Below are 22,533 nucleotides of genomic sequence, written 5' to 3' on the forward strand. Positions count from 1 at the left end.
TTGCAGGTTATAAATATACTTTAAATTCTTTTATACTAAACCGTTAGCAACAAGATACTCCGCTATCTGTACCGCATTGGTAGCAGCGCCTTTACGTAGGTTATCGGCAACGATCCACATGTTAAGTGTGTTCGGCTGGCTCTCGTCACGACGGATACGGCCCACGAAAACATCGTCTTTGCCCTCGGCATAAAGCGGCATCGGGTAGGTGAACGTATCAAGGTTATCCTGTATTGTTATTCCTGAAGTGTTGTGCAGGATGGTGCGTACTTCGTTCACGTCAAAATCATTGGTAAACTCCACGTTAACCGACTCGCTGTGCCCGCCCACAGTTGGGATACGCACGGTCGTAGCGGTAACATTTATAGAATCGTCGCCAAGGATCTTCTTGGTTTCGCGCGTCATTTTCATTTCTTCTTTGGTGTAGCCGTTGTCCTCAAAAACATCGATCTGCGGGATGGCATTGCGGTGTATCGGGTACTTGTAGGCCATTTCGCCCTGAATGCCAGCGTACTCGTTCTCCAACTGTTTTACTGCCTTAACACCCGTACCGGTAACCGATTGGTAGGTCGATACCACCACACGTTTGATGTTGTATTTTTTATGCAGCGGTGCCAGTGCCAATACCATTTGTATGGTAGAGCAGTTCGGGTTGGCTATAATTTTGTCGTCTTTGCTTAGTTCACCAGCGTTGATCTCCGGAACCACCAGTTTTTTGGTCGGGTCCATCCTCCAGGCGGAAGAGTTGTCGATAACTGTCGTGCCTGCTTCAGCAAATTTCGGTGCCCATTCTTTAGAAGTATCGCCGCCTGCCGAGAAAAGCGCTATTTGCGGCTTCATGCTTACGGCGGTCTCAAGGCTCACTACCTTGTATTTATTTCCCTTGAATTCGATCTCCCTGCCCACCGACTTTTCCGAAGCCACGGGTATCAGTTCGGTCACGGGAAAATTTCTTTCTGCCAGTACTTTAAGCATTACTTCGCCTACCATTCCGGTAGCGCCTACAACAGCAACTTTCATATTATGATATGGTTTTAATGAGTGTCAAAAGTAGTAAATGAATTTGTTTTTTGCCACGAAATACACGAATTCCACAAATTTGATTTTCTCACTTGCATTAAAGCTAATTATTGATAATCTGTGTGTTCTATCTAACACATTAGTTTTATGAGTATGAAAGCTATACCACAAAGGCGCACAGAGCAGGCGCAGAGTTACACGGAGAATTTAGATAATCACCTTTGGTGAGAGGTCACAGTGCGCGATCGCTAAAAACATGCGGCTCTGTGTTCTCGCAAGGCACTTGCAAACTCAAATCACTCTGCGTGACTTTGTGCCTGCTCTGTGCGCCTCTGTGGTAGTTCCTCATTCTGGCAAAAAAAGACAAAAAATAACCGTCCACGCAGGACGGTTTAGTTAGACATCAGAATATATAGTGTAACGGAAACGTCTTTTATAACTGCCTGCTGTTATTGGCTTTCAGCGCATCGCGAATCTCCATAAGCAATTTTTCCTCATTGGTAGGTGCAGGCGGTGCGGCTGGTTTTTCATCATCTTTCTTTCTTGCGGCGTTAATGCCTTTTACCACAAGGAACAGCACAAATGCCACAATTAGGAACGAAAGGACATTCGAAAGGAACAGGCCGTATTTAACAGCCGTACCCGGTATGGTAAGCTCTGAAAGGTTCTCGATATGGGCCGCCTTAAGCACGGGCGTTAAGATAAGCGGTGTGATGATATCTTCTACCAATGATTTCACAATTGCACTGAATGCGGCGCCAATGATCACACCGATAGCCAGGTCCATAACATTCCCTTTGAGGGCAAATTCCTTAAATTCTTTCATTAATGCCATGCCAATATTTTTTTTGTTGAATAGCTAAGGTACAAAAGAAAATTTATTCTTTATAAAAAACCCTCTTAACGCGCTGTGAAATGCTCGTTAAAATCTCATACGGTATCGTGCCCAGCGCCTCCGCCATTTCAACAACGGTTGGTGAAGCCCCAAAAACCACTGCCCTGTCGCCTTCCTTACAATCAATCCCGGTCACATCTACCACCATCATATCCATGGATATAGTGCCGGTGATAATCGCTTTTTTCTCATTGATGGTTACATAGCCTTTCTCATTGCCCCAACCCCTGCGGATACCATCAGCGTAACCGATCGGTAGTGTCGCGATGCGCATCTTTCCGGGCGAAATGAACTTCCGGCTGTAGCCAATGCTCTCACCGGGCTCAATATCTTTTATCTGTAGGATAACGGTTTTAAGTGTGCCAACGGTCTCCAGGCTTTTACGCTCGGTTTCATCATTGCCAACGCCATACAAGCCAATGCCAAGCCGTACCATGTCATACTGTGCCTGCGGGAAATTGTAAATGCCCGAAGTGTTGAGTATATGCCGAATCGGATTTATTTCCAATGCCTCCATTATTTTTTCCGACCAGCTTTCGAACTTGCCTATCTGGTCTAAAGTAAAATCCCTGTAGTCGGGCATATCGCTCGAAGACAGGTGCGAGAATATGCTTTTTACCGAAATAAGGTTGTTGTTTTTAAGGAGTTCAATAAGTTCGTCCAGTTGGTTTTCCTGGAAGCCGAGGCGGTGCATGCCGGTATCCAGCTTTATGTGGATCGGGTAGTTGGAAAGGTTTTTCTGTTGTGCCACAGTTATGAACGCCTTTAATTCCTTTGCCGAATAGATCTCCGGTTCCAGGTTATAGGCCGCCATAGCTGCAAACGCGCTGCTTTCCGGGTTCATAACGATGATCGGGGTGCTGATGCCTGCATTTCGCAATGCGATGCCTTCATCGGCGAAGGCCACACCCAGGTAATCGACCTTTTGGTGCGACAGTGCCTTGGCAATTTCATAGCTGCCGCTGCCGTACCCGAAAGCCTTTACCATAACCATGATCCTGGTTTCGGGCTTCAGCCTGCTTTTATAAAAGTTGAGGTTGTGCGTAATAGCGTTAAGATTGATCTCCAGAACCGTTTCGTGGGTTTTCTCCTCAAGGAATACCACGATCTCATCAAACCGGAAACTCCGTGCGCCCTTTATGAGTATTGTTTCATTCTCAAACGCGCTTGATTTATAATGTGACAGGAATTCCTGCGTAGTGCTGTATGGAAAAAAGTTCGGGAAGTCCGCAAGCTGTTTGCTTATGGTCTCGCCAATACCTATCACCTGGCTGATGTTGTGCCCGGAAAGCAGCTTGGCTACCTTGGCATAAAGCTCTTCGGTCTCAAACCCGCTCTGGAACACATCGGATAATATGATCGTCTTTTTGCTATGTGTTTTGTGCTGCTCCAGGAAATCGAGCGCAATTTTAAGCGACTGGTAATCGCTGCTGAAACTGTCATCGATTAGGGTACAGCCGTTAATGCCGTTCTTTACCTGTAGCCGTAACTCGACAGGGTAGAGGCCTGCCATACGTTCCTTTATGACCTCATGGCTATAGCCAAAATGCAGCAACACCATAAGGCAGCTGATGGCATTTTCTACCGATGGATCATCGGTAAACGGGATGGTAATATCAAATGCCTGGGCATTATATACGACAGAAATAACCGTGTTGCCATTGTCATGCTGTGCTGCTATCTGTACATCGGCATCTTCGCCAAAACTCCATGTGAATGTTTTTATATTGTGGCTGAGTTCCTTTTCAACATCGGCATTCCTTTTCAGGATAAGCAGTTTTACGTAGCCAAACAGCTTTAGCTTTTCGCGTATCTTTTCCTGCCTGTCGGAAAATCCTTCGTCGTGTGCGGGGCCAATGTTGGTCAATATCCCGATATCAGCGCGTATTATGGGTTGCAGCTTTTCCATTTCGCCCACGGTAGAAATGCCTGCCTCGAATATCCCGAGGTTGTGCTTTTCATTAATACCGATAACCGAAAGCGGCACACCCACCTGCGAGTTATAGCTCTTAGGGCTCCGGATGATGTTGTAATCAGGGCCGAGCAGGTAGTTGAGCCATTCCTTAACGATTGTTTTCCCGCTGCTGCCGGTAATAGCGATCACGGGAAAGTCGAACAGCTGCCTGTAATATATTGCGAAGTCCTGTAGCGCCTTCAGAGTATTGCCAACAATAAAAAAATTCGCCTTGCCACGAACATCCACAGGAATGCGGCTCACCACAAAGTTGAGTACGCCTTTATCGATGAGGTCTTTTATGTAAATATGTCCGTCGCGGTTCTGCCCGCCAAGCGCGAAAAACAACGTGCCGGAATTATTTTGCAGCGAACGGCTGTCAATGGAAACGTTATCGATGGCCACGCCGGGGTGCATCCCTTCGAAACCGGAATGTATGGCGGGGATTATGTTTTTTATTTGGATGCTCATTATTTATTTTGCAGCGCTAAAAATTCATCAGGAGTAAGTACAGGTATCTCCGGATCTTTAAAGTCTTTCACGTTTCGAGTTATAATGAATTGGGCTCCGGCTTTAATAGCAGAAAAATACTGTAGAGAATCTTCAAAATCTAAAAAACCCGAGTTAAGGCTTTTTTCAATGATTACTTCATCTAAAGCAACTATATCGGATATGGTTTTGAATTTTCTTAAAGATTCAATGCTTTTAGAGGGACTTGTGATCTTTTTAAGGAAATAATCAGTCGTAGAATATGATAAACCCGATACACTAAGAGTCGCTTTACCTTTATCCGCTAGTGAAACTATTATCGCAGCGCTTTCAAAAAAAGGTTCCCGCTTGCCCAATAGGTCAAGCATTACGTTAGTATCAAGGAATAACCTCATTTTATTGGTGTTTCCTTAGCATATATTCGAAATATTCATCTGTCTTACCTTCATCCGCAGGCAAGGATCTCTCAGTAGCCATGCTTCTTACAAATGGGGTAATATCATTTGAAGGAATTCTTTCTTTCGTTAATACAGCGCCTAAAAGTGATTCTATGACAGATGACAAACTTCGATTTTGCTTAGCTGCATATACTTTTGCTTTTGCAATTAGGGATTCGTCTATATTTAAGGTTAACTTTGACATTGGTAAAAACTTATACGTCAAATATAAGAAATTTATGCTTATGAATTATCTGAGCCAAAGATCATTTGTCTTACTTCTTCTGTAGAATAAGTTTCAAGGGTGCCTTCCTCAAGTTGCTTTAATATTAGTTTTACATCCGCAACAAACTCCTTAGCAGTAACAGGATTGCCATCAGCATCATATCCAACAATGTCATTATCTAAATTCATAGTGTTTCTGCATTTGTGGACTCTTCTGTAGTTCCCCCTTCGGGGCTTTGGATGTGTGGATTTCGCATCGCCTCAAAATACGCCGCCCTGCTCAAAGGCTCGTACTCCTCGGTTTCTCCCAGAAGTACCAGGTTATCGTTATTCGCCTTGCGGAAACTGTAATTCGCCAGGTTGCCCGTACGGGTACAAACGGCGTGTACCTTGGTCACATATTCGGCAGTAGCCATAAGCGCCGGCATCGGCCCGAAAGGGTTGCCCTTAAAGTCCATGTCAAGCCCTGCGACGATAACACGGATGCCGCTGTTGGCAAGATCGTTGCAAACCGCCACGATCTCGTCGTCAAAGAACTGCGCCTCATCGATACCGATCACGTCACAGCCCTGTGCCAGAAGGCGTATCATGGCCGACGAGGTTACCGGGGTAGAGCGTATCTCATTGGCATCGTGCGAGACCACCATTTCTTCATGGTAGCGGGTATCAATGGCCGGCTTGAATATCTCTATCTTCTGTTTGGCGAATTGTGCCCGCTTTAGCCTGCGGATAAGCTCCTCGGTCTTGCCCGAGAACATCGACCCGCAGATGACCTCTATCCACCCGAATTGTTCTTTATGGTTAACAGTATTTTCGAGAAACATTTTGTATTTTTCTGGCAGTAAAACAGAAACATTTTCTGTTACTTTGTATAAAACAAATTTATTAAAAAAGTAGTGCGCCACTCCCTGTAATCCTAAAAGTTATGAAGAAAAAGATAGAAGCCGAACTCATTAGCATTGCCCACAGAATACTCAAAATGAAGAACAGGTCGGAGCTCGACCAGCTCCAGGCCGAAACACTCAGGTTATATGAAAAGCTGTCGGTGCTGCGTTTTGTGGAAGATAATTTCAGTGACGTGAAGCCGACTATCGGATATGCTTCTGCGGAAGGGAAACTGGAAGAGATATACGGTATCGAAGAGACGCCGGAAGTGCATGCGAATGAAGTAGAAGCCAAAGAAGAAGAGAAAATGAAAAGCCCCCCGGCCCCCGAAGGGGGAGAACCGGTGGACAAAGAGGATAAGGAAAATGAAAGCGGGGAGGGCATAACATCCGCTAAGGACGAAGGGGCAGCCAAACCTGAAGGCAATGCAGACCCGGGGCAGAAAGTAGAAGAATACCAGGCATCTGAGGAAGAAAAGAAAAACAGCCCCCTAACCCCCGAAGGGGGAACTGAGCATACGGTAAAGGGAGATAAAAAAGATGAGGAGCCTGAGACTGATGAAAAACCGGAGCCGGTTGAGGAGCCTTCGAAAGAGGAAAAACCTGAAGAAATAAAAGAACCGGAAGCTAAAAGCCTCCTAACCCCCGAAGGGGGGATTAAGGAGCCTGTTAAAGAAGAAAAAGAAGAGGCGCCCGAAGAACCGGAACAAAAGATAGAGGTCGTAAAACCTGAGGCCGAAGTAAAAGCCATGGAAGAGTCGGCGGCGGCAGTATTTGACAAAGAAGATGACAGTACGCCTGAAGAGGAAGAAAAAGCGGCAGACGCTGAAATAGTGACGATTGAACCGGATGCTTCCTCGAAAACGGAAGATTCGGGATTGGCCTTTGACTTCGCTTTCGAAAGAAAGCCGACCCCGGAAACACCACAAAAGCAGAAAGAGATCACATTCGAGGATTACCACGATTATAAAGAGCCTGAATTTGTAAAGAAGGGCGAAGAAAAGAAAGAGGAGCCACAGCAACAACAGGAAGAAGAGAAAAAAGAAGAAAAGCCTGCTGATGACTGGCGCAACTGGGAACCTTCGAAACCTGCGGAACAAGACAAGCCAAAAATAGCGGAGCCAAAGCAGCCTGAACCGGCCGCCGAAGCGAAACCTGTTGATGACTGGCGCAGTTGGGAGCCTGCAAAACAGGAAGAGCCAAAAAAACCGGAGCCTGTGGCAGAAGCAAAACCTGCTGCGCCCCGTCCGTTGAACGATGCATTTGGGAAAACCATCTCGCTGGGGCTGAACGACCGCATTGCTTTCGAAAAGAACCTTTTCGGGGGCAGCAGTGAAGACCTGAACCGTGTGGTGTCGCAGATCAATACACAAAACTCCTTTGATGAGGCCAAAGCGTTTATCGAAGACCTTGTGAAACCCGACTACAATAACTGGAGCGGCAAAGAAGAATATGAGGCCCGCTTTATGGAACTCGTGGAGAAAAGGTTTAGCTAATGTCGAAACTCTATATTGTTCCCACGCCCATCGGCAACCTGGAAGACATGACCTTCCGCGCCATAAAGGTGCTGAAGGAAGCCGACCTGATCCTTGCCGAGGATACCCGTACCAGTGCCAAATTGCTCAAGCATTTTGATATCGGCACGCATATGCACAGCCACCACATGCACAACGAGCACAAAACGGTGGAGGGCATCATCCAGCGCATACAGAATGGCGAGACGATTGCGTTAATTTCCGATGCAGGTACGCCTGCCATATCCGATCCCGGGTTTTTACTGACCCGCGCCTGCGTGGAGGCCAACATTCCCGTGGAGTGCCTGCCTGGCGCCACGGCATTTGTTCCTGCTCTGGTGAACAGCGGCCTGCCCAATGATAAGTTCGTTTTCGAAGGTTTTTTACCCGACAAAAAAGGCCGCCAGACCCGCTTTTTAGCCCTGGCTGAAGAACCCCGTACTATGATATTCTACGTGTCGCCGCACAAGCTGGTAAAAACATTGGCTGAATTCATACAGTACTTTGGCGAAAGCCGCCCCGTTTCGGTGTCACGCGAGCTGAGCAAACTGCATGAGGAAACCTTTCGGGGTACCGCGACCGAAGTGTTGGAGCATTTTTCCAAAAAAGAACCTAAGGGGGAGATCGTGGTTGTGGTTGGGGGATTTGTTGGGGAAGGGAAAGTGAAGAAAAGCAAATTTAGTAAGGATGATGATGAAGAGTAATTCTACGCCAAAGGGTACTAAAACCAAAGAAATGTCTGCCGAAGAATTGAATGCCCGGATTGATAAATCGGAAGAAGATTTTAGAAATGGGAAGTATAAGACAAGTGAGGAACTTTTAGCAAAGTATGGATTAAATAAACCGATTGTGACTAATAAAGAGATACAGTAAAAAAGAAATTTAGAATCGTATAAATACAATGATTGAACAAATCGTTAATAGAACCTGGAAAGAATTAGTACAAGAAATTATTAAAAAATCGGATAGATTCTCAAGTGAGAAATCCATTGTATTTGATTTTGCATGGAAATTAAAATGTGAATTGAAAGACAGTATCCTGTTAGATTTTGAAAAGAGAATATACGAAAATTTTTCTGATGGTCAATTTTTGGATTTGTATTTTGAATATGAAGGTGCTAAAGTGGGTATAGAATTTAAATATCCTAAAGGCACAAAAAACAATAGTGAAAAGAAAGGAAATACTGGAAACTCGAATCAGACCCAAACGAGAATTAAAATAATAAATGATATAAAAAGATTATCTTATTTAGTTAATACAGAGAAGATTGATTATGGAGTTTTTCTAATGATCACAAATGAAAAGCCCTATATATTTGCTGGGAATAAGAATGTTTCAAATGAGTTTCGTACATATTTAAATACTTTATATTCAATCGGTCAATTGTTTCCCAAAGATGAAAAATCATCTAGAGAAGAAGTTATATGTCCAACAGATATAGGCTTTAAGTGGAATGGAATAGAAAGTAATAATCTACTCTATCACGTAGCTTGGGTCGACCCGATAATTTTGCATAAAAACCATACTCTTCACACATCACACTAATAAATGCACCCCCTCTCCACCGCCCACCTCCCATTCTTAAACCTTTTCTTTGAAAATAGCAAAACCCGCATCCCCGAATACTTAACACCGCTGGGCTACATCATCTACAGTGAGCTCAACCCTATTCTTGAGCGCGTGTACCTGATTATCGACATAGGGACTTTCATCTACGGCAAGGATTTCCGGGCAGAAGTAACGGTACTGGCTGCCAATGAAGAGAAATTCCGTAAATACCGGGATGATAAAAAAGCGATCTACCAGTACCACCACAATCATTTTGGCGGTGATACGGTACAGATGCTGCAGAGTAAGCTGGGGTCTTTGGAAGAAGGCGAAACTTATTTTGTGGAAAGCAATTACCACAGCCACGACAACCCGATGGATCATGTGTACAAGCTAAAGGCGGAGGAGTATATCGCAACGCTTACGGAGTGGTTTACCGCCCATCCGGTAAATAGGAGTCGCATCTACGACCTGGGGAATCATGAGGAGGTAGATAAGCATGTGCTGGGACTGTACAATAGCGGTTCGCAACGGGTATTAAACTGCATTAACCTGCGCGATTTGGCACGTTATGGCTATGGGCCGCGGAAGAGCTGGGAGAATAACCAGTGGTTCAATAAATATTACGCATCCCTTAAGGATCTGGTTATATTATCCATTAGGAATAATAAGTCGCTGCTGCCGGAAGCCCTTGACATGATAAAAGGCTACAAGTACCTGGTTGAACTTGACCTTAGCGACAACAATCTTGATACGGTACCGCCCGGCCTCGATACGCTGGCTGACCTGAAAAGGGTAATATTCAGGCACAACAACTTTACAGGTATGGAAGGTTTTACCAATCTTGCTCAGATACAGCAACTGGACCTTACCGATAACTTTATAACAGCCATCCCCACGGAAATCGCCAAAATGGAATCGCTGGAAGTACTTGACCTTACCAGTAATAAAATTACCGAACTGCCCATAGAACTGCTTCAGCTTAAAAATCTCAGGGTACTCAACCTCTCCAACAACCCACTGAAAAAGCTTCCGGAGTGGATCGGCCAACTGACAGGCCTCGAAGAACTCCACCTTGTACAAACCCAACTGGAAGGCCTGCCGGAATCATTTGTCAATTTGAAAGTCAGCGGTAAGATCTATTTGAAGAAAAATCCATTTAAGGAACTGCCTGCCGGGATGCTGGGTATGGGCAAGGTGATCGACCTTGAAGAGCGCAACATCGCGTTGTACAACCCCAAGATAAAAAAGAAGCTTGAAGGATTGCCCAGAGGTAATGTAAAGATGAGCGCCGACCTGAACTTTAAGCTGATGGTGGTGCAGCGCCTCATGTATGAGGATGAGCTGCTGCTGCCAAAATTTGATGTATATGAGTTTGTCAAAAACCATAAAGGCCGTGCGATCGACCTTGAGGAAATAAGCTATGAGATGATACCGGAAGTGAAAGCATGGTTTGAGGACCTTGATATCCCGCTGGAACTGCTTTGGGACATAAAAGAACTAAGGGCCGACGGCGGCGATGAAATCTATCACGAGCTGATCCCTCACTGGGACGGCGAGGACGATGCGTTCGATGTGGTATCGGCTGAGGATGTGAAGTACTTTCCCAACCTTAAGAAAATTACCCTGATGGGTAATAACAAAGAGGTTGTAAAGTTCCTTCGCGGACAAAAGATCAAAGTCTCGTTCTTATAACAGGACAGAACCGCTTTGTGCCTATATTTAAAAATTAAACTGAAGAAAATTGATGAAAGATCCATGGACCGATAGGTGGGATGAACGATACAGCGCTGAAGAATTTGCCTATGGCGAAAGTCCAAATAATTATTTTAAAGAGCAGTTGGCAAAGCTGAAACCCGGAACACTATTATTTCCCGCAGAAGGCGAAGGACGAAATGCTGTTTTTGCCGCACGGAATGGCTGGAAAGTTTCGGCGTTCGACATAAGCGCTACAGGGAAAGATAAGGCCTTGCAGCTTGCCGCAAAACATAATGTAACTGTTGACTACAGGGTCGGGGAATTGCCGGACCTTAAATATGCCGCGGCTGAATTCGATGCGATCGCACTGATCTATGCGCATTTTCCCGCTGAGATAAAATCATCATATCATAAGGCCCTTGACACTCTTTTGCGTAGCGGCGGTATAATTATATTCGAAGCCTTTAGCAAAAAGCATCTGGAATATCTTGCCATAGACGAACGCGTTGGCGGGCCAAAAGATATTGCCATGCTGTTTTCGATAGAGGAAGTAAAAGCAGATTTCCCCAACTACGATTTTATCGAGCTTGCCGAAACAGAAATCGAATTGAATGAAGGCGCTTACCATAACGGAAAAGGATCGGTGATACGGTTTGTAGCGAGGAAGAAATGAAGTATATTACAAATCAGGAAAGGCACTAACCAGGTCAGATAAATGAATTTACTATGAAAAAAGCAGCTTTTATAATCGCCTTTATCCTGAGTATGTTTTGTGTCAATGCACAGGAAGGCCTGCCTGAGATGCACCATGAAGCAGTCACGGACTTTATCAATTGCTTTAAGAATAACGACAGGGAAACCCTTGCCGGCCTTGTTATATATCCGCTAAAAAGGGAATATCCGCTGCCTGCAATAAAGAATAAAGAAGAATTCCTGAAACGGTATGATGAGGTATTTGACAGCAAACTGGTCGGTATGATCAAAAATTCAAGTTTGTCAAAAGACTGGTCGGCGGTGGGATGGCGCGGCATTATGCTGAATAACGGCGACCTTTGGCTTGACTATGACGGCACTCTGATCGGTGTGAACTATCAAAGCCCTGCCGAAGTGAAAAGGAAGACACAGCTTATTGCTTCGGAAAAAGAAACGCTTCATTCCTCTATAAAAAAATTTAGTGAGCCTGTATGCATACTCCTGACACCCACCTACATGATACGTATCGATGAGATTGAAGCTGGCAATTACCGCTATGCTTCATGGAAAGTAACCTCTAAGATAAGCGACAAGCCAGACGTTGTAGTATATAACGGAAAAGTTTTTCCTGACGGGAGCGGGGGTAATCATCACTATGTTTTTAAGAACGGGAAATATACGTATGAATGCGGTATCACGCTGATAGGCGGTGAAGAGGGTGATATGCCTGCCTACCTGATTGTGTATAAAAAAGATAAAGAGATGCTGAACCAGCAGGCTGATCTGGTAGAGCCATAATCTAATAAGCCAGCCCTGCTAAATATCACCCGCCGCATAGGTTCATTTAAAGGAATATGGTATTTTTGATGCCTAATACCTAATGATGCGCTGGAACCTCAGACCCAAACCTTCTCCCGAAAAAGTAAACCACCTTGCCGATGCCCTGGGTATCGATAAAGTCGTTGCATCATTGTTGGTACAGCGCGGGGTGGAAAGCTATGAGCAGGCGCGGAGTTTCTTCCGGCCTTCCTTAAACGACCTGCATGACCCCTACCTGATGAAGGATATGGACAGGGCAGTAGCACGCATTGAGTCCGCCATTGAAAACCATGAGAACATACTTGTGTTTGGCGATTATGATGTGGATGGTACTACAGCGGTTTCCCTTGTATCTTCTTATTTAAAATCTTTTTATCCCAATGTAGATACCTATATCCCCGACCGTTATAAGGAAGGTTATGGTGTCTCTTTCGCAGGTATCGATTATGCCGATGATAACGGCTGTACACTGATAATAGCGCTCGACTGCGGTATTAAATCAATAGACAAAGTTGCTTATGCCAATGATAAAGGCATTGACTTCATCATCTGCGACCACCACCGCCCCGGTGACGAGCTGCCTGCTGCCATTGCGGTGCTCGACCCTAAGCGGGAGGACTGCCATTACCCTTACGATGAGCTTTGCGGATGCGGGGTAGGCTTTAAGCTGGTGCAGGCATTGGCAAAGAACAGGAAGCAGACGATCAATGACCTTGTCCCGTACCTTGACCTGGTGGCTACTGCCATTGCTGCCGACATTGTCCCGATAACAGGGGAGAACCGGGTGCTGGCAAAATTCGGGCTGGACGTGATAAACACTTTCCCGAGGCCGGGAATAAAGGCGCTGATACAGAATTTAAAAAAGCAGATGCTCACCATTAGCGATGTAGTATTTGTCATTGCTCCGCGCATCAACGCGGCAGGCAGGATAAAGCATGGTAATTATGCGGTAGAGCTGCTTACGGAGTTCAATCTGGAGCAGGCAGAGCAATTTGCATCACAGATAGAGATCCTCAATGCCGACCGTAAAGACCTCGACAAACAGATAACGCAGGAAGCCCTTTTACAAATAGAAGCGAACAACGACCACGATAAATTTACGACGGTGGTTTTCCACGAAAGCTGGCACAAAGGCGTTATTGGTATCGTGGCCTCACGGCTGACTGAGACGTATTACCGCCCTACGCTGGTATTCACCAAAAGCGGGGATAAGCTGGCAGCTTCGGCACGGTCAGTAAAAGATTTTGACATTTACAATGCGCTTGAAGCCTGTGCTGATCATCTTGAGCAATTTGGCGGGCACATGTACGCAGCAGGCCTGACGCTGCTGGAAGAGCAATACCCGCTTTTCCGGGAGAAGTTTGAATCTATCGTAGCAGAAACCATAGACCCTGCATTGCTCATCCCGGAAATAAGCATTGATGCCGAGATAACGCTGGCCGATATTACACCAAAATTCCATCGCCTTTTAAAGCAATTCGAACCTTTTGGGCCGGGGAATATGACACCTGTGTTTTTGAGCCGTAACCTGAGGGATACCGGCTTTGGCAAACCAATTGGCAGTGATGAGAGCCACCTAAGATTGTTTGTGCGCCAGGATAATTCTGAGGGCTTTGCGGCTATTGGCTTTGGCCTTGCTGTAAAAAAGGATCTTGCCTGTGGCGGGGATGTTTTTGACGCAGCCTATTCTATAGATGAGAATGCCTGGAACGGAGAGGTAAGCCTGCAGTTGCGATTGAGGGATATAAGATGTGAGAGTGAGTAACAAAGTTCCAAAGTTTCAAAGTTCAATACCATAGTCATGTTGAAAACTTCTTTCAAAAAAGTCAGAATAATTTAGAATCATTTTAAATAAATAATTATTTTTGTTCAAAACCGGCAGCATGAGGGAAATTGAACAGATCTATTACAATGATTTTGGCGTAGCATTCCATTGGAAGAAAAACAATGTGGTGCTTAAAAGTAAAGTGCAGATCGTATTTAAGGAAACAGGATTTTATTTTTCGTTAAAAGAAATAAAACAGTTTAATCATATTATAGATAATGCCTGCCGCAAACTGGATTGCGGTACTTGTAGCCAAAGGGAAAAGTGCCACAAATTTCTCCTGAAAACCCCTTTGAGTGAAATTGACCTTGCAGTATCTGAAGACGAATTGTTACATATAAAAGACCTTATGGAAGGCACGCTGTTTACACTGGAAATGTTGGATTATATAAACAGCATTGGCCGGAACTAGTCTTTGTATTCGACAAGTTCAAAGGTTTCTCCGTCAAAAACGCCATAGGTAAAATACCCGATCCAGTCGCCCAGATTGATATATGAGGAGTTTTCCCCTACCTTAATGACCATGGGCAGGTGGCGGTGGCCAAAGACAAAATAATCATAGTGCTTTGTTTCCAGCTTCCGTTTAGAGTAGAGCACGAGCCATTCATTATCTTCCCCTAAAAATTTCACATCGGCGTCCCCGGATATTAGCTTGTTCTTAACGGATAGGTATTGGGCCAGCTTAACGCCAATGTCGGGATGCAGCCACCTGAAAAGCCATTTCGAGAACGGATTGGTAAACACCCTCTTCATCCTTTTGTAACCTTTGTCACCGGGCCCCAAGCCATCGCCATGCCCAATAAGGAATATCTTATTATTAAATATAAATTCCTGTGGCCTGTGGTGGACCGGTATGTTGAGTTCTTTTTCGAAATAATCGTCCATCCACAGGTCGTGGTTGCCTATAAAGAAATGTATTTCAATGCCGCTGTCGCGGAGTTCGGCCAGTTTTCCCAGTACCCGTATGAATCCGCGGGGTACTACGGTCTTGTATTCGAACCAAAAATCAAACAGGTCGCCCAGCAGGAATAACGTATGGGCATCTTTTTTTATCTCGTCCAGCCAGGCTACAAATTTTTGCTCACGCGGGAAGCTTTTTTCAGCAGTCGGGGCTCCAAAATGCTGGTCTGAAGCGAAATATATTTTAGTCCTTTTTTCCATTTATATAATTCAAACAGTTCAAAGATATAAAGACTAATTTAAATAAATCCATTTATTGTGATGGGAGGAAGAAATGCATAGTTTGCGTTTATATTCATAACAAATGGAAGAAATTTTGTTTTTTTTAAGGAAAACATGCATTATCAACAACAGATAAAGTTATAAGTTAAATTTTTTTGTTTATTTTCGAGAACTTAAACATAAACTACTAAATATAATTCTATGAAAAAAATTACTCTGTTATTTTTCATGTCGTTGCTTTCCTGGTGCGGTTATTCGCAGCTCGCACTGGAAAATTTTGAGAGCAACGGAAACGCATTGCCGGTCGGATGGCAGCAAATTAACGTTGCCGGCCCTGCCCAGCAATGGACTGTGGCTACCCATAGTGTAGTCACTCCTTCTTATGGAGGTGCAGGCCACGCCGCTTACATTCAAAAGGAAAACGTGGCTACGGGAACAACTGAGGACTGGCTGATTACCAAGCAGTTTTTAGGCCAGGCCAATGCCCAGCTTCGCTTCCAGTCAAGGCTTACCCAATTGGGTGACGACCTGAACACCTATAGGATCATGATGCATATAGGTAATACTCCATTAACTACAGCTTCTTACACTGAAGTGCAGGCATGGACAGAGCTTACGCTTAACCCGGATCCTTTTCAGACGGATTATCTTGAAAAGGTAGTTAACCTTCCGGCATCGGCAGTAGGCCAGCAGGTGTACCTGGCTTTTGTAATGAATGGCGATAATGGCGACCGTTGGCTTGTGGATGACGTAATGGTTGTACAGCAATGCCTTGACCCTACAAACCTGGTAGCTTCGGCTGTAGGCCTTAACCAGGCTACGCTTACCTGGAATAACCCCGGTGGTGCAACACAGTGGTTTATCGATATAGTTCCTGCATTGGGAGCTCCTACAAATGTGGGCATTCCGTATTCAGGTGATTCTCCATATACCGCTACAACAGATAGTGCGGGTAACCCGCTTACCGAAAACACGGATTATAAGTTTTACGTGAGGGCCAACTGTGGCGGCGGCAATACCAGTAACTGGGTAGGCCCGGTAAACTTCAGTACGGTTGCGCTCGGCGAAAGCTGTACTGCGCCCATAGCAATAGCTTCGCTTCCTTTTTCGGATACCGATAATACATCCAACTATGCGGATAACATTAACGGCAGCCCGGGTGCGTCAGGCTGTGGAAGTACCAATAATTACCTTAATGGTAATGATGTGTTCTATTCTTATACAGCTACTGCAAACGGTATTATAAGCATCGATGTTACAGGCAATGGTGCTTATTCAGGAATATTTGTTTATACAAGCTGTGCTAATGTAGGTGTAACCTGCGCCGGTGGCGCTACAACAGGCTTTACGCCTGCCCCGCTATCAATCCCTACATTCTCGGTAACGGCAGGGCAAACATATTATTTTGTAATATCAACGTGGGCTGATCCTCAGACTACACCTTATACATTGACAATCCAGCAGGTAAACTGCCTTAAGCCGGTGGGCCTTCCTACAACAAATATAGGTATGACTTCTGCCAGTCTTTCATGGACAAACCCTGGTAGCGCAACGTCGTGGCAGGTAGTGGTGCAGGATCCGGGTGATGGTATACCTTCCGGCCCCGGCGTTACAGCATCTACCAATACCAACTTTAATGCTACATCGGAGTTTGACGGCACACCTTTGGTTGCTTCAACACAGTATGAGTATTATGTAAGAGCCGATTGCGGCAATGGCACATTCAGTGCATGGGCTGGCCCGTATTTATTCAATACTACGCTTTGTGATGCTTCGGCCCAGTGTTCGTATACTTTTGTAATGACCGACTCGTTCGGCGACGGATGGAACGGCAATACCATGACCGTTTCACAAAATGGTATCCCGGTTGCAACGATCGGGTCAACATTTACCGGTGGCCTTGGCCCGGTATCTGTAACGGTGCCGGTATGCGACGGTATTCCGGTATCGCTATTCTGGAATTCTGGCGGTAACTTTGCCACAGAGGTAGGAGTAGCTATCCAAAACAACTTCGGGCAGGTTATTTTCAACAAGCCTTCGGGACTTGGTGGACAAAACAGTACTTTATATACAGGTGTTGTAAACTGTAATACGCCTGCGTGTCTTCCTCCTACAGGCCTTGCCGTTACTAACATATCCACCGACTCAGTATCACTTGGGTGGGCCGGACCTGCTACAGGCAACTGGGATTATTTTGTAACCACTGCCGGAAGCCCTGGCCCAACATCTTCTACAACTGGTGTAAATACAACAACAAATCCTGTCGATGTAACAACAGGCCTTACAGCAGGCACTAACTATGTTTATTATGTAAGGGTTGTGTGCGATAGCTCAAACAACAGTGCGTGGGCAGGCCCATTTGCATTCACAACTGCCGTTTGCCCGCTTTCGGAGCAATGTGTTTACAACTTTGTAATGACCGATTCATTCGGTGATGGATGGAACGGCAACAGCATGACAATTTCACAGGGCGGTGCCACAGTGGGTGTAATAACCCTTGGAACTGGTTCAGGCCCTCAAACGGTAAGCATACCGTTATGTACCAACCAGCCTCTTGAGCTTTTCTGGAATGCGGGAGGTAACTTTGCTAATGAGGTAGCGGTATCTATTGTGAATAACTTTGGGCAGGTCTTGTTTACTAAGCCGTCAGGAACGGGTTCGCAAAATACAATGCTCTTTACTACAACAGGTATTGATTGTTCGACCCCGGCATGTATTGCGCCGACAGGGCTTACGTCAGGCGACTATACTGTAGACTCTGCCATGGTAGGGTGGGATGGACCGGCAACAGGAAGCTGGGAAGTGTTTGTAGTGCCTGAGGGAGACCCGGCGCCTACAGCCTCTTCTACAGGCGTTATGGCAGGCACAAACCCGTTTGAGGTTTCGTTGCCTACTCCGGGAACTAACTATGAGTTTTACGTAAGGCTTGTTTGCGACGCGTCTTCCTCAAGTGACTGGGCAGGCCCTTATGACCTGCATAGCATGCTTTGTGACCCGGCAGACCAGTGTAATTATGTTTTTGAGCTTCGCGACGAGTTCAGCAGCGGATGGGGTAACTTTACGATGTCTATTTTCCAGGGAGGTATACCTGTAGCAACAATTGGCGAGGATTTCAATTGGGGTACGGAGACCATGACGGTACAAGTTCCTTTATGTCCGAACGAACCTATTGAAATAGTTTGGAACACCGATGGTTTCCCATGGGAAGAAGAGCAGGTAGGTCTTACCGTATTTACACCTTTTGCCGAAGATATTTATGTTAAGGACTTTGGGGAAGGAACTCCGGGTACTACAATATTTACAGGTGTAGCCGACTGTACGCCTCCACCATGTCCTAAGCCGCAAAGCTTATTTGTAGACGGAATTGGGCTTACCGAAGCAATGCTGCACTGGACTGAAATGGGTGCTGCAACAAACTGGGAAGTTTATGTAGTGCCTATAAACGCACCGGCTCCGCTACCGACAGATGTTGGAACAGCGACAACCACTATGCCTTATAACGCTACAGAAACAGCAACAGGTGTTGATTTTACATCAGGCACATCGTATGACTATTATGTAAGGGCTATATGTGGCGGAACCGACGGCAACAGCACATGGTCAGGCCCTATAACATTTACAACATTGATCGAAAACGACGATTGTGATACAGCAACTGAAGTAGAGGTTAATGCTGACGTAGATTGCACCGTATTTGCTACTGGTACAATAACTGGTGCAACAGGCTCTTTGCAGGAACAATCTTGCATTACCTGGATGGATATAGAATACGATGTTTGGTACTCATTCGTTGCTACAGCAACTACACATGCAGTAAACATCAATAACCAGGTTGGGGCATTCTTCCAAACGGTAATATATGAAGGCGCTGATTGTGGAACCTTAAATCAGTTAGCATGTGGCGACGATAGTGAAACTATTTCTGGACTGACAATAGGCAACACCTATTATGTAAGGGTATATACCACGTTCCTGAACGACCCTACGGATATTACAAGCTTCGAGATTTGTGTAAACACACCGCCGCCGCCAATCGCAGTATCAACAGATCAGTATACTATAGAAGAATTGGTTCAGGATGTACTTATAGGCTCTGAATGTGCACAGATAACCAATGTAATGTCCGGAACAGGAGAATCCATTGGAGTAAACGGTATCGGATATTTTACCCAAAACGGGTCGGCTTTCCCAATGACCGATGGTGTCGTTCTTGTAACAGGAGACGTTAATACGGCGCCGGGCCCGAACAATTTCCCTGGAGGTACAGGTAACTTCCCCGGATGGCCCGGAGATCCCGATCTTGAAGATATTACCGGATTGCCTGCTGGCAACAGCGGCGATGCGAGCTGGATATCTTTCGACTTCGTTACGCTTATCGATGAGCTTAATTTTGACTTCCTGTTTGCTTCGGAAGAATATGACCAGGCCAATTTTGAGTGTATTTACTCTGACTCTTTTGCCTTTATATTGACAGACCTTACCACAGGTATTTCAACAAACCTTGCGGTGCTGCCAAGTACTACTATTCCAATCCAGGTAACCAACATCCACCCGGATAACGGATTCTGTGACGCCATAAATGAAAACTATTTTGGCCAGTACAACAATACGGCATTTGACCCTATCAATTTCAACGGGCAAACAGTTACTATGACCGCTACCTCTCCGGTGATCCCTAACCATGCTTATAACATTAAGCTGGTTATCGCTAATGCAACCGACCACAACTTTAACTCTGCGGTATTCCTTCAGGCAGGAAGCTTTAATATTGGCGAGCCGGAACTTGGCGAGCCATCGCTTGAATCTGACGGAAATGCAGTGTGTTCGGGCGGAAGCAGGCTTTTGGAAACAGGCCTCGATCCGGATAACTTCGAATTCGTATGGTATCAGGATGGTGATATAATACCTAACGCAACAGATACATCATACTTGGTAACGGTAGAAGGTACCTATAAAGTAGAGGCTACTTTCATTGGCTCTACCTGTTCTACCGAAGGTACAATAGTTGTAGAATTCTACGATCCGGTTGTAGATGTAGTTAATGATCCTGAAAACCTTACAGCTTGTAATGCCAGCGGTTTTGATACGTTCGACCTTTCTCAAAACACAGGTGCGATGCTTGAAGGCATTACAGGAGATTATACCATTACATACCACACTACTCAAGAGTTAGCTGAAAGCGGAAACAGCCCTATAGTAGCTGATGTTACTGCTTACCAGAATACCACACAGTTTGTGCAGACTATCTATACAAGGATTTATAACAACCTTACAGATTGTTATGGTGTTAAATCGTTCACGATAACTGTTGAGGACCATACACCGGAATTTGTTCTTACACCGGAATTTGCAATGTGCGCAGGTACATCAGGAACGATAACTGTAGATGGCTCAAACTATGATGATGCAGACGTAACATTTGCATGGACAAAAGATGGCGATCCTTTTGCAGGCACAACCAGTACTATCACGGTTACAGAGGCCGGTGTATATGGAGTGACTATAGATAATAACGGGTGTACTGCAACAGCAAATACTACCGTGGCAATAATACCGATACCGGAAGCTGATGCGCCTGAAAATGTAACGTCATGCGACAGCTATGTGCTTCCTGCACTTAGCGCCAACAATAACTATTATACAGAGGCCGATGGTGCCGGAACCATGCTTAACGCAGGTGACGTAATTACTGAAACTCAGGACATCCACATTTTCGCTACAACCGGCACAACGCCAAACTGTACCGATGACAATGTATTCACCGTGACCATAGTGACAAGCCCTGTAGTAGTAACACCAGGCGACCAGTCTGCATGTGACAGCTATACGCTTCCTGCGCTTATCCTTGGTAATTATTTTACAGGGGCTGCAGGTACAGGAACGATGCTTAATGCAGGTGATGCAGTTACAGCTACACAGACTATTTATGTATATGCACAGAGCGGCTCTACGCCAAACTGTACAGCTGAAGATACCTTTGTAGTGACTATAACGCCAACACCGGAAGCTGATGCTCCTGTAAATGTAACGGCTTGCGACAGCTATGTGCTTCCTGCGCTTAGCGCCGGCAACAATTACTATACAGGTATTGACGGAACCGGAACCATGCTTAGTGCAGGTGAGGTTATTACCGGCACACAGGACATACACGTATTTGTTACAAGCGGCACTACGCCAAACTGTACAGATGACAATGTGTTTACCATAACTATAGTGCCAAGCCCTGTAGTGGTTACACCGGGTAACCAGTCTGCATGTGACAGCTATACGCTTCCTGCGCTAACTGTGGGTAACTATTTTACGGGTGCAGGCGGAACAGGAACGATGCTTAATGCAGGCGAAGCTGTAACAACTTCACAAACGATTTATGTGTATGCACAAAGCGGCTCTACGCCAAACTGTACAGATGAAGACAGCTTTGCTGTAAACATCATCCCGTCTCCTGTGGCTGATGCACCGGGCGATATTACAGTGTGCGACAGCTATACGCTTCCTTCACTCGGAGTAGGAAATTACTACACAGGCCCAGGAGGTACAGGAACACAGCTTGCGGTGGGAAGTACTGTAGATGCTTCGCAGACGGTTTATGTATATGCGCAGAGCGGTACTACGCCAAACTGTACCGATGAGAACAGCTTTACAATAACAGTAATACCAACGCCAGCAATCGCTATTACTGAGGGTTGTAATGATGACAATGTATATGTTCTTGAGGCTATTTTTACAGATGAGATATATACTCCGGACAATGTAACATTCGAATGGACGGATGCCAGCGGAGCTTCTTTAGGGTCGTCTTCGGAACTGGTTATATCAGGCGTGGGTATATATCATGTAAGGGTTATACCTAATGGCGATATTGCCTGCCCTATAGATGGCAACATTACTGTGACTGATACAAGCTGTGATGTGCAGCGTGGTATTTCTCCGAATGGTGATGATAAAAACCAGAGTTTTGACCTGACGGCTCTTGATGTAATGAAAATAAGCATCTTCAACCGTTACGGACAGGAAGTTTACAGTCGTGGAAATGGATACACTAACCAATGGGAAGGTCAGGGTAAAGGAGGAGAGGAGCTTCCGACAGGAACTTACTTCTACATGATTGAACGTTCTAACGGCGAAAGCAGGACAGGCTGGGTTTATATAAACAGGCAAAATTAAAAAGGACAGGACAATCCCCCCGCCAAAACGGGGGGATACGTCCTTTACCACCTAACTTAAATTTAGAAAACCACACACATGAAGAAATTTTACCTTGCAGCATTATTAGCTCTAGGAGGGCTGTTGGACGCGAGCGCCCAGCAGGACCCGCACTACACGCAGTACATGTACAACATGAACGTGAT

At 45.3% G+C, this 22,533-nt stretch carries 18 protein-coding genes and 1 pseudogene; 11 read left to right on the forward strand and 8 right to left on the reverse strand.

The genetic code is table 11. The features are described 5' to 3' along the window. Nucleotides 1–30: 30 nt before the first annotated feature. The 7 genes from AAEO56_RS13535 to AAEO56_RS13565 form a co-directional block, all read right to left on the reverse strand. Nucleotides 31–1,020 (reverse strand): aspartate-semialdehyde dehydrogenase, encoded by a 990-nt coding sequence (locus tag AAEO56_RS13535; RefSeq protein WP_341697603.1) that lies wholly within the window; start codon nucleotides 1,018–1,020, stop codon nucleotides 31–33. A gap of 433 nt (nucleotides 1,021–1,453) precedes the next feature. Then, nucleotides 1,454–1,855, reverse strand: coding sequence for a large conductance mechanosensitive channel protein MscL (gene mscL / locus AAEO56_RS13540; RefSeq protein ID WP_341697604.1), 402 nt, complete (start codon nucleotides 1,853–1,855; stop codon nucleotides 1,454–1,456). A 43-nt stretch (nucleotides 1,856–1,898) separates the two neighbouring features. Further along, the gene (locus AAEO56_RS13545) at nucleotides 1,899–4,340 is read right to left on the reverse strand and encodes a bifunctional UDP-N-acetylmuramoyl-tripeptide:D-alanyl-D-alanine ligase/alanine racemase (protein WP_341697605.1); all 2,442 of its coding nucleotides are present in this window, start codon (nucleotides 4,338–4,340) and stop codon (nucleotides 1,899–1,901) included. Further along, complete coding sequence (locus AAEO56_RS13550) at nucleotides 4,340–4,753, reverse strand: type II toxin-antitoxin system VapC family toxin (protein ID WP_341697606.1); 414 nt, start codon at nucleotides 4,751–4,753, stop codon at nucleotides 4,340–4,342. Before AAEO56_RS13550 ends, AAEO56_RS13545 begins: the two co-directional genes overlap by 1 nt. Before the next feature lies 1 nt (nucleotide 4,754). Then, a complete protein-coding gene (locus AAEO56_RS13555) occupies nucleotides 4,755–5,000 on the reverse strand; it encodes a DUF6364 family protein (RefSeq protein ID WP_341697607.1) in 246 nt (81 codons plus the stop codon). A gap of 38 nt (nucleotides 5,001–5,038) precedes the next feature. After that, the gene (locus tag AAEO56_RS13560; RefSeq protein ID WP_341697608.1) at nucleotides 5,039–5,209 is read right to left on the reverse strand and encodes a hypothetical protein; all 171 of its coding nucleotides are present in this window, start codon (nucleotides 5,207–5,209) and stop codon (nucleotides 5,039–5,041) included. Continuing rightward, a complete protein-coding gene (locus AAEO56_RS13565; protein ID WP_341697609.1) occupies nucleotides 5,206–5,844 on the reverse strand; it encodes a thymidine kinase in 639 nt (212 codons plus the stop codon). Before AAEO56_RS13565 ends, AAEO56_RS13560 begins: the two co-directional genes overlap by 4 nt. Before the next feature lie 101 nt (nucleotides 5,845–5,945). Between AAEO56_RS13565 and AAEO56_RS13570 the strand changes: the two genes are divergently transcribed. From AAEO56_RS13570 to AAEO56_RS13610, 9 genes are all read left to right on the forward strand, one after another. After that, nucleotides 5,946–7,400: a prolipoprotein diacylglyceryl transferase gene (locus tag AAEO56_RS13570; RefSeq protein ID WP_341697610.1), complete on the forward strand. Its 1,455-nt coding sequence runs from the start codon at nucleotides 5,946–5,948 to the stop codon at nucleotides 7,398–7,400. Further along, nucleotides 7,400–8,122 (forward strand): 16S rRNA (cytidine(1402)-2'-O)-methyltransferase, encoded by a 723-nt coding sequence (gene rsmI, locus AAEO56_RS13575; protein WP_341697611.1) that lies wholly within the window; start codon nucleotides 7,400–7,402, stop codon nucleotides 8,120–8,122. The genes AAEO56_RS13570 and rsmI overlap by 1 nt, the downstream gene beginning before the upstream one ends. A gap of 31 nt (nucleotides 8,123–8,153) precedes the next feature. Then, nucleotides 8,154–8,291 carry a hypothetical protein gene (locus AAEO56_RS13580; RefSeq protein WP_341697612.1) on the forward strand — a complete coding sequence of 46 codons (138 nt, stop codon included), beginning with the start codon at nucleotides 8,154–8,156 and terminating at the stop codon, nucleotides 8,289–8,291. Nucleotides 8,292–8,319: 28 nt separating this feature from the next. Beyond that, nucleotides 8,320–8,964, forward strand: coding sequence for a hypothetical protein (locus AAEO56_RS13585; protein ID WP_341697613.1), 645 nt, complete (start codon nucleotides 8,320–8,322; stop codon nucleotides 8,962–8,964). A 3-nt stretch (nucleotides 8,965–8,967) separates the two neighbouring features. After that, the gene (locus AAEO56_RS13590) at nucleotides 8,968–10,662 is read left to right on the forward strand and encodes a leucine-rich repeat domain-containing protein (RefSeq protein ID WP_341697614.1); all 1,695 of its coding nucleotides are present in this window, start codon (nucleotides 8,968–8,970) and stop codon (nucleotides 10,660–10,662) included. Between the two features lie 52 nt (nucleotides 10,663–10,714). Then, on the forward strand, nucleotides 10,715–11,338 hold the full coding sequence (locus AAEO56_RS13595) for a class I SAM-dependent methyltransferase (protein WP_341697615.1): 624 nt from the start codon (nucleotides 10,715–10,717) through the stop codon (nucleotides 11,336–11,338). Between the two features lie 53 nt (nucleotides 11,339–11,391). Then, a complete protein-coding gene (locus AAEO56_RS13600; protein ID WP_341697616.1) occupies nucleotides 11,392–12,156 on the forward strand; it encodes a hypothetical protein in 765 nt (254 codons plus the stop codon). Between the two features lie 85 nt (nucleotides 12,157–12,241). After that, nucleotides 12,242–13,942: a single-stranded-DNA-specific exonuclease RecJ gene (gene recJ, locus AAEO56_RS13605; RefSeq protein WP_341697624.1), complete on the forward strand. Its 1,701-nt coding sequence runs from the start codon at nucleotides 12,242–12,244 to the stop codon at nucleotides 13,940–13,942. Between the two features lie 118 nt (nucleotides 13,943–14,060). Then, nucleotides 14,061–14,414, forward strand: a complete 354-nt coding sequence (locus AAEO56_RS13610) for a hypothetical protein (protein WP_341697617.1) — start codon at nucleotides 14,061–14,063, stop codon at nucleotides 14,412–14,414. Here AAEO56_RS13610 and AAEO56_RS13615 read toward each other — a convergent pair. Further along, nucleotides 14,411–15,163 carry a UDP-2,3-diacylglucosamine diphosphatase gene (locus tag AAEO56_RS13615; RefSeq protein WP_341697618.1) on the reverse strand — a complete coding sequence of 251 codons (753 nt, stop codon included), beginning with the start codon at nucleotides 15,161–15,163 and terminating at the stop codon, nucleotides 14,411–14,413. The two genes, AAEO56_RS13610 and AAEO56_RS13615, sit on opposite strands and share 4 nt — an antisense overlap. 222 nt (nucleotides 15,164–15,385) lie before the next feature. Between AAEO56_RS13615 and AAEO56_RS13620 the strand changes: the two genes are divergently transcribed. Next, the gene (locus AAEO56_RS13620) at nucleotides 15,386–22,348 is read left to right on the forward strand and encodes a choice-of-anchor L domain-containing protein (RefSeq protein WP_341697619.1); all 6,963 of its coding nucleotides are present in this window, start codon (nucleotides 15,386–15,388) and stop codon (nucleotides 22,346–22,348) included. A 78-nt stretch (nucleotides 22,349–22,426) separates the two neighbouring features. After that, nucleotides 22,427–22,533, forward strand: a pseudogene (locus AAEO56_RS19310) (PorP/SprF family type IX secretion system membrane protein); the annotation flags it as partial.

This window comes from Flavobacterium arundinis (assembly GCF_038289855.1).
Classification (GTDB): domain Bacteria; phylum Bacteroidota; class Bacteroidia; order Flavobacteriales; family Flavobacteriaceae; genus Flavobacterium; species Flavobacterium arundinis.

What these genes read in the sequence shown, in the direction of transcription:
- AAEO56_RS13535 (WP_341697603.1), bottom strand. Translation starts at nt 1,020, where the DNA reads ATGAAAGTTGCTGTTGTAGGCGCTACCGGAATGGTAGGCGAAGTAATG.
- mscL (WP_341697604.1), bottom strand. Translation starts at nt 1,855, where the DNA reads ATGGCATTAATGAAAGAATTTAAGGAATTTGCCCTCAAAGGGAATGTT.
- AAEO56_RS13545 (WP_341697605.1), bottom strand. Translation starts at nt 4,340, where the DNA reads ATGAGCATCCAAATAAAAAACATAATCCCCGCCATACATTCCGGTTTC.
- AAEO56_RS13550 (WP_341697606.1), bottom strand. Translation starts at nt 4,753, where the DNA reads ATGAGGTTATTCCTTGATACTAACGTAATGCTTGACCTATTGGGCAAG.
- AAEO56_RS13555 (WP_341697607.1), bottom strand. Translation starts at nt 5,000, where the DNA reads ATGTCAAAGTTAACCTTAAATATAGACGAATCCCTAATTGCAAAAGCA.
- AAEO56_RS13560 (WP_341697608.1), bottom strand. Translation starts at nt 5,209, where the DNA reads ATGAATTTAGATAATGACATTGTTGGATATGATGCTGATGGCAATCCT.
- AAEO56_RS13565 (WP_341697609.1), bottom strand. Translation starts at nt 5,844, where the DNA reads ATGTTTCTCGAAAATACTGTTAACCATAAAGAACAATTCGGGTGGATA.
- AAEO56_RS13570 (WP_341697610.1), top strand. Translation starts at nt 5,946, where the DNA reads ATGAAGAAAAAGATAGAAGCCGAACTCATTAGCATTGCCCACAGAATA.
- rsmI (WP_341697611.1), top strand. Translation starts at nt 7,400, where the DNA reads ATGTCGAAACTCTATATTGTTCCCACGCCCATCGGCAACCTGGAAGAC.
- AAEO56_RS13580 (WP_341697612.1), top strand. Translation starts at nt 8,154, where the DNA reads ATGTCTGCCGAAGAATTGAATGCCCGGATTGATAAATCGGAAGAAGAT.
- AAEO56_RS13585 (WP_341697613.1), top strand. Translation starts at nt 8,320, where the DNA reads ATGATTGAACAAATCGTTAATAGAACCTGGAAAGAATTAGTACAAGAA.
- AAEO56_RS13590 (WP_341697614.1), top strand. Translation starts at nt 8,968, where the DNA reads ATGCACCCCCTCTCCACCGCCCACCTCCCATTCTTAAACCTTTTCTTT.
- AAEO56_RS13595 (WP_341697615.1), top strand. Translation starts at nt 10,715, where the DNA reads ATGAAAGATCCATGGACCGATAGGTGGGATGAACGATACAGCGCTGAA.
- AAEO56_RS13600 (WP_341697616.1), top strand. Translation starts at nt 11,392, where the DNA reads ATGAAAAAAGCAGCTTTTATAATCGCCTTTATCCTGAGTATGTTTTGT.
- recJ (WP_341697624.1), top strand. Translation starts at nt 12,242, where the DNA reads ATGCGCTGGAACCTCAGACCCAAACCTTCTCCCGAAAAAGTAAACCAC.
- AAEO56_RS13610 (WP_341697617.1), top strand. Translation starts at nt 14,061, where the DNA reads ATGAGGGAAATTGAACAGATCTATTACAATGATTTTGGCGTAGCATTC.
- AAEO56_RS13615 (WP_341697618.1), bottom strand. Translation starts at nt 15,163, where the DNA reads ATGGAAAAAAGGACTAAAATATATTTCGCTTCAGACCAGCATTTTGGA.
- AAEO56_RS13620 (WP_341697619.1), top strand. Translation starts at nt 15,386, where the DNA reads ATGAAAAAAATTACTCTGTTATTTTTCATGTCGTTGCTTTCCTGGTGC.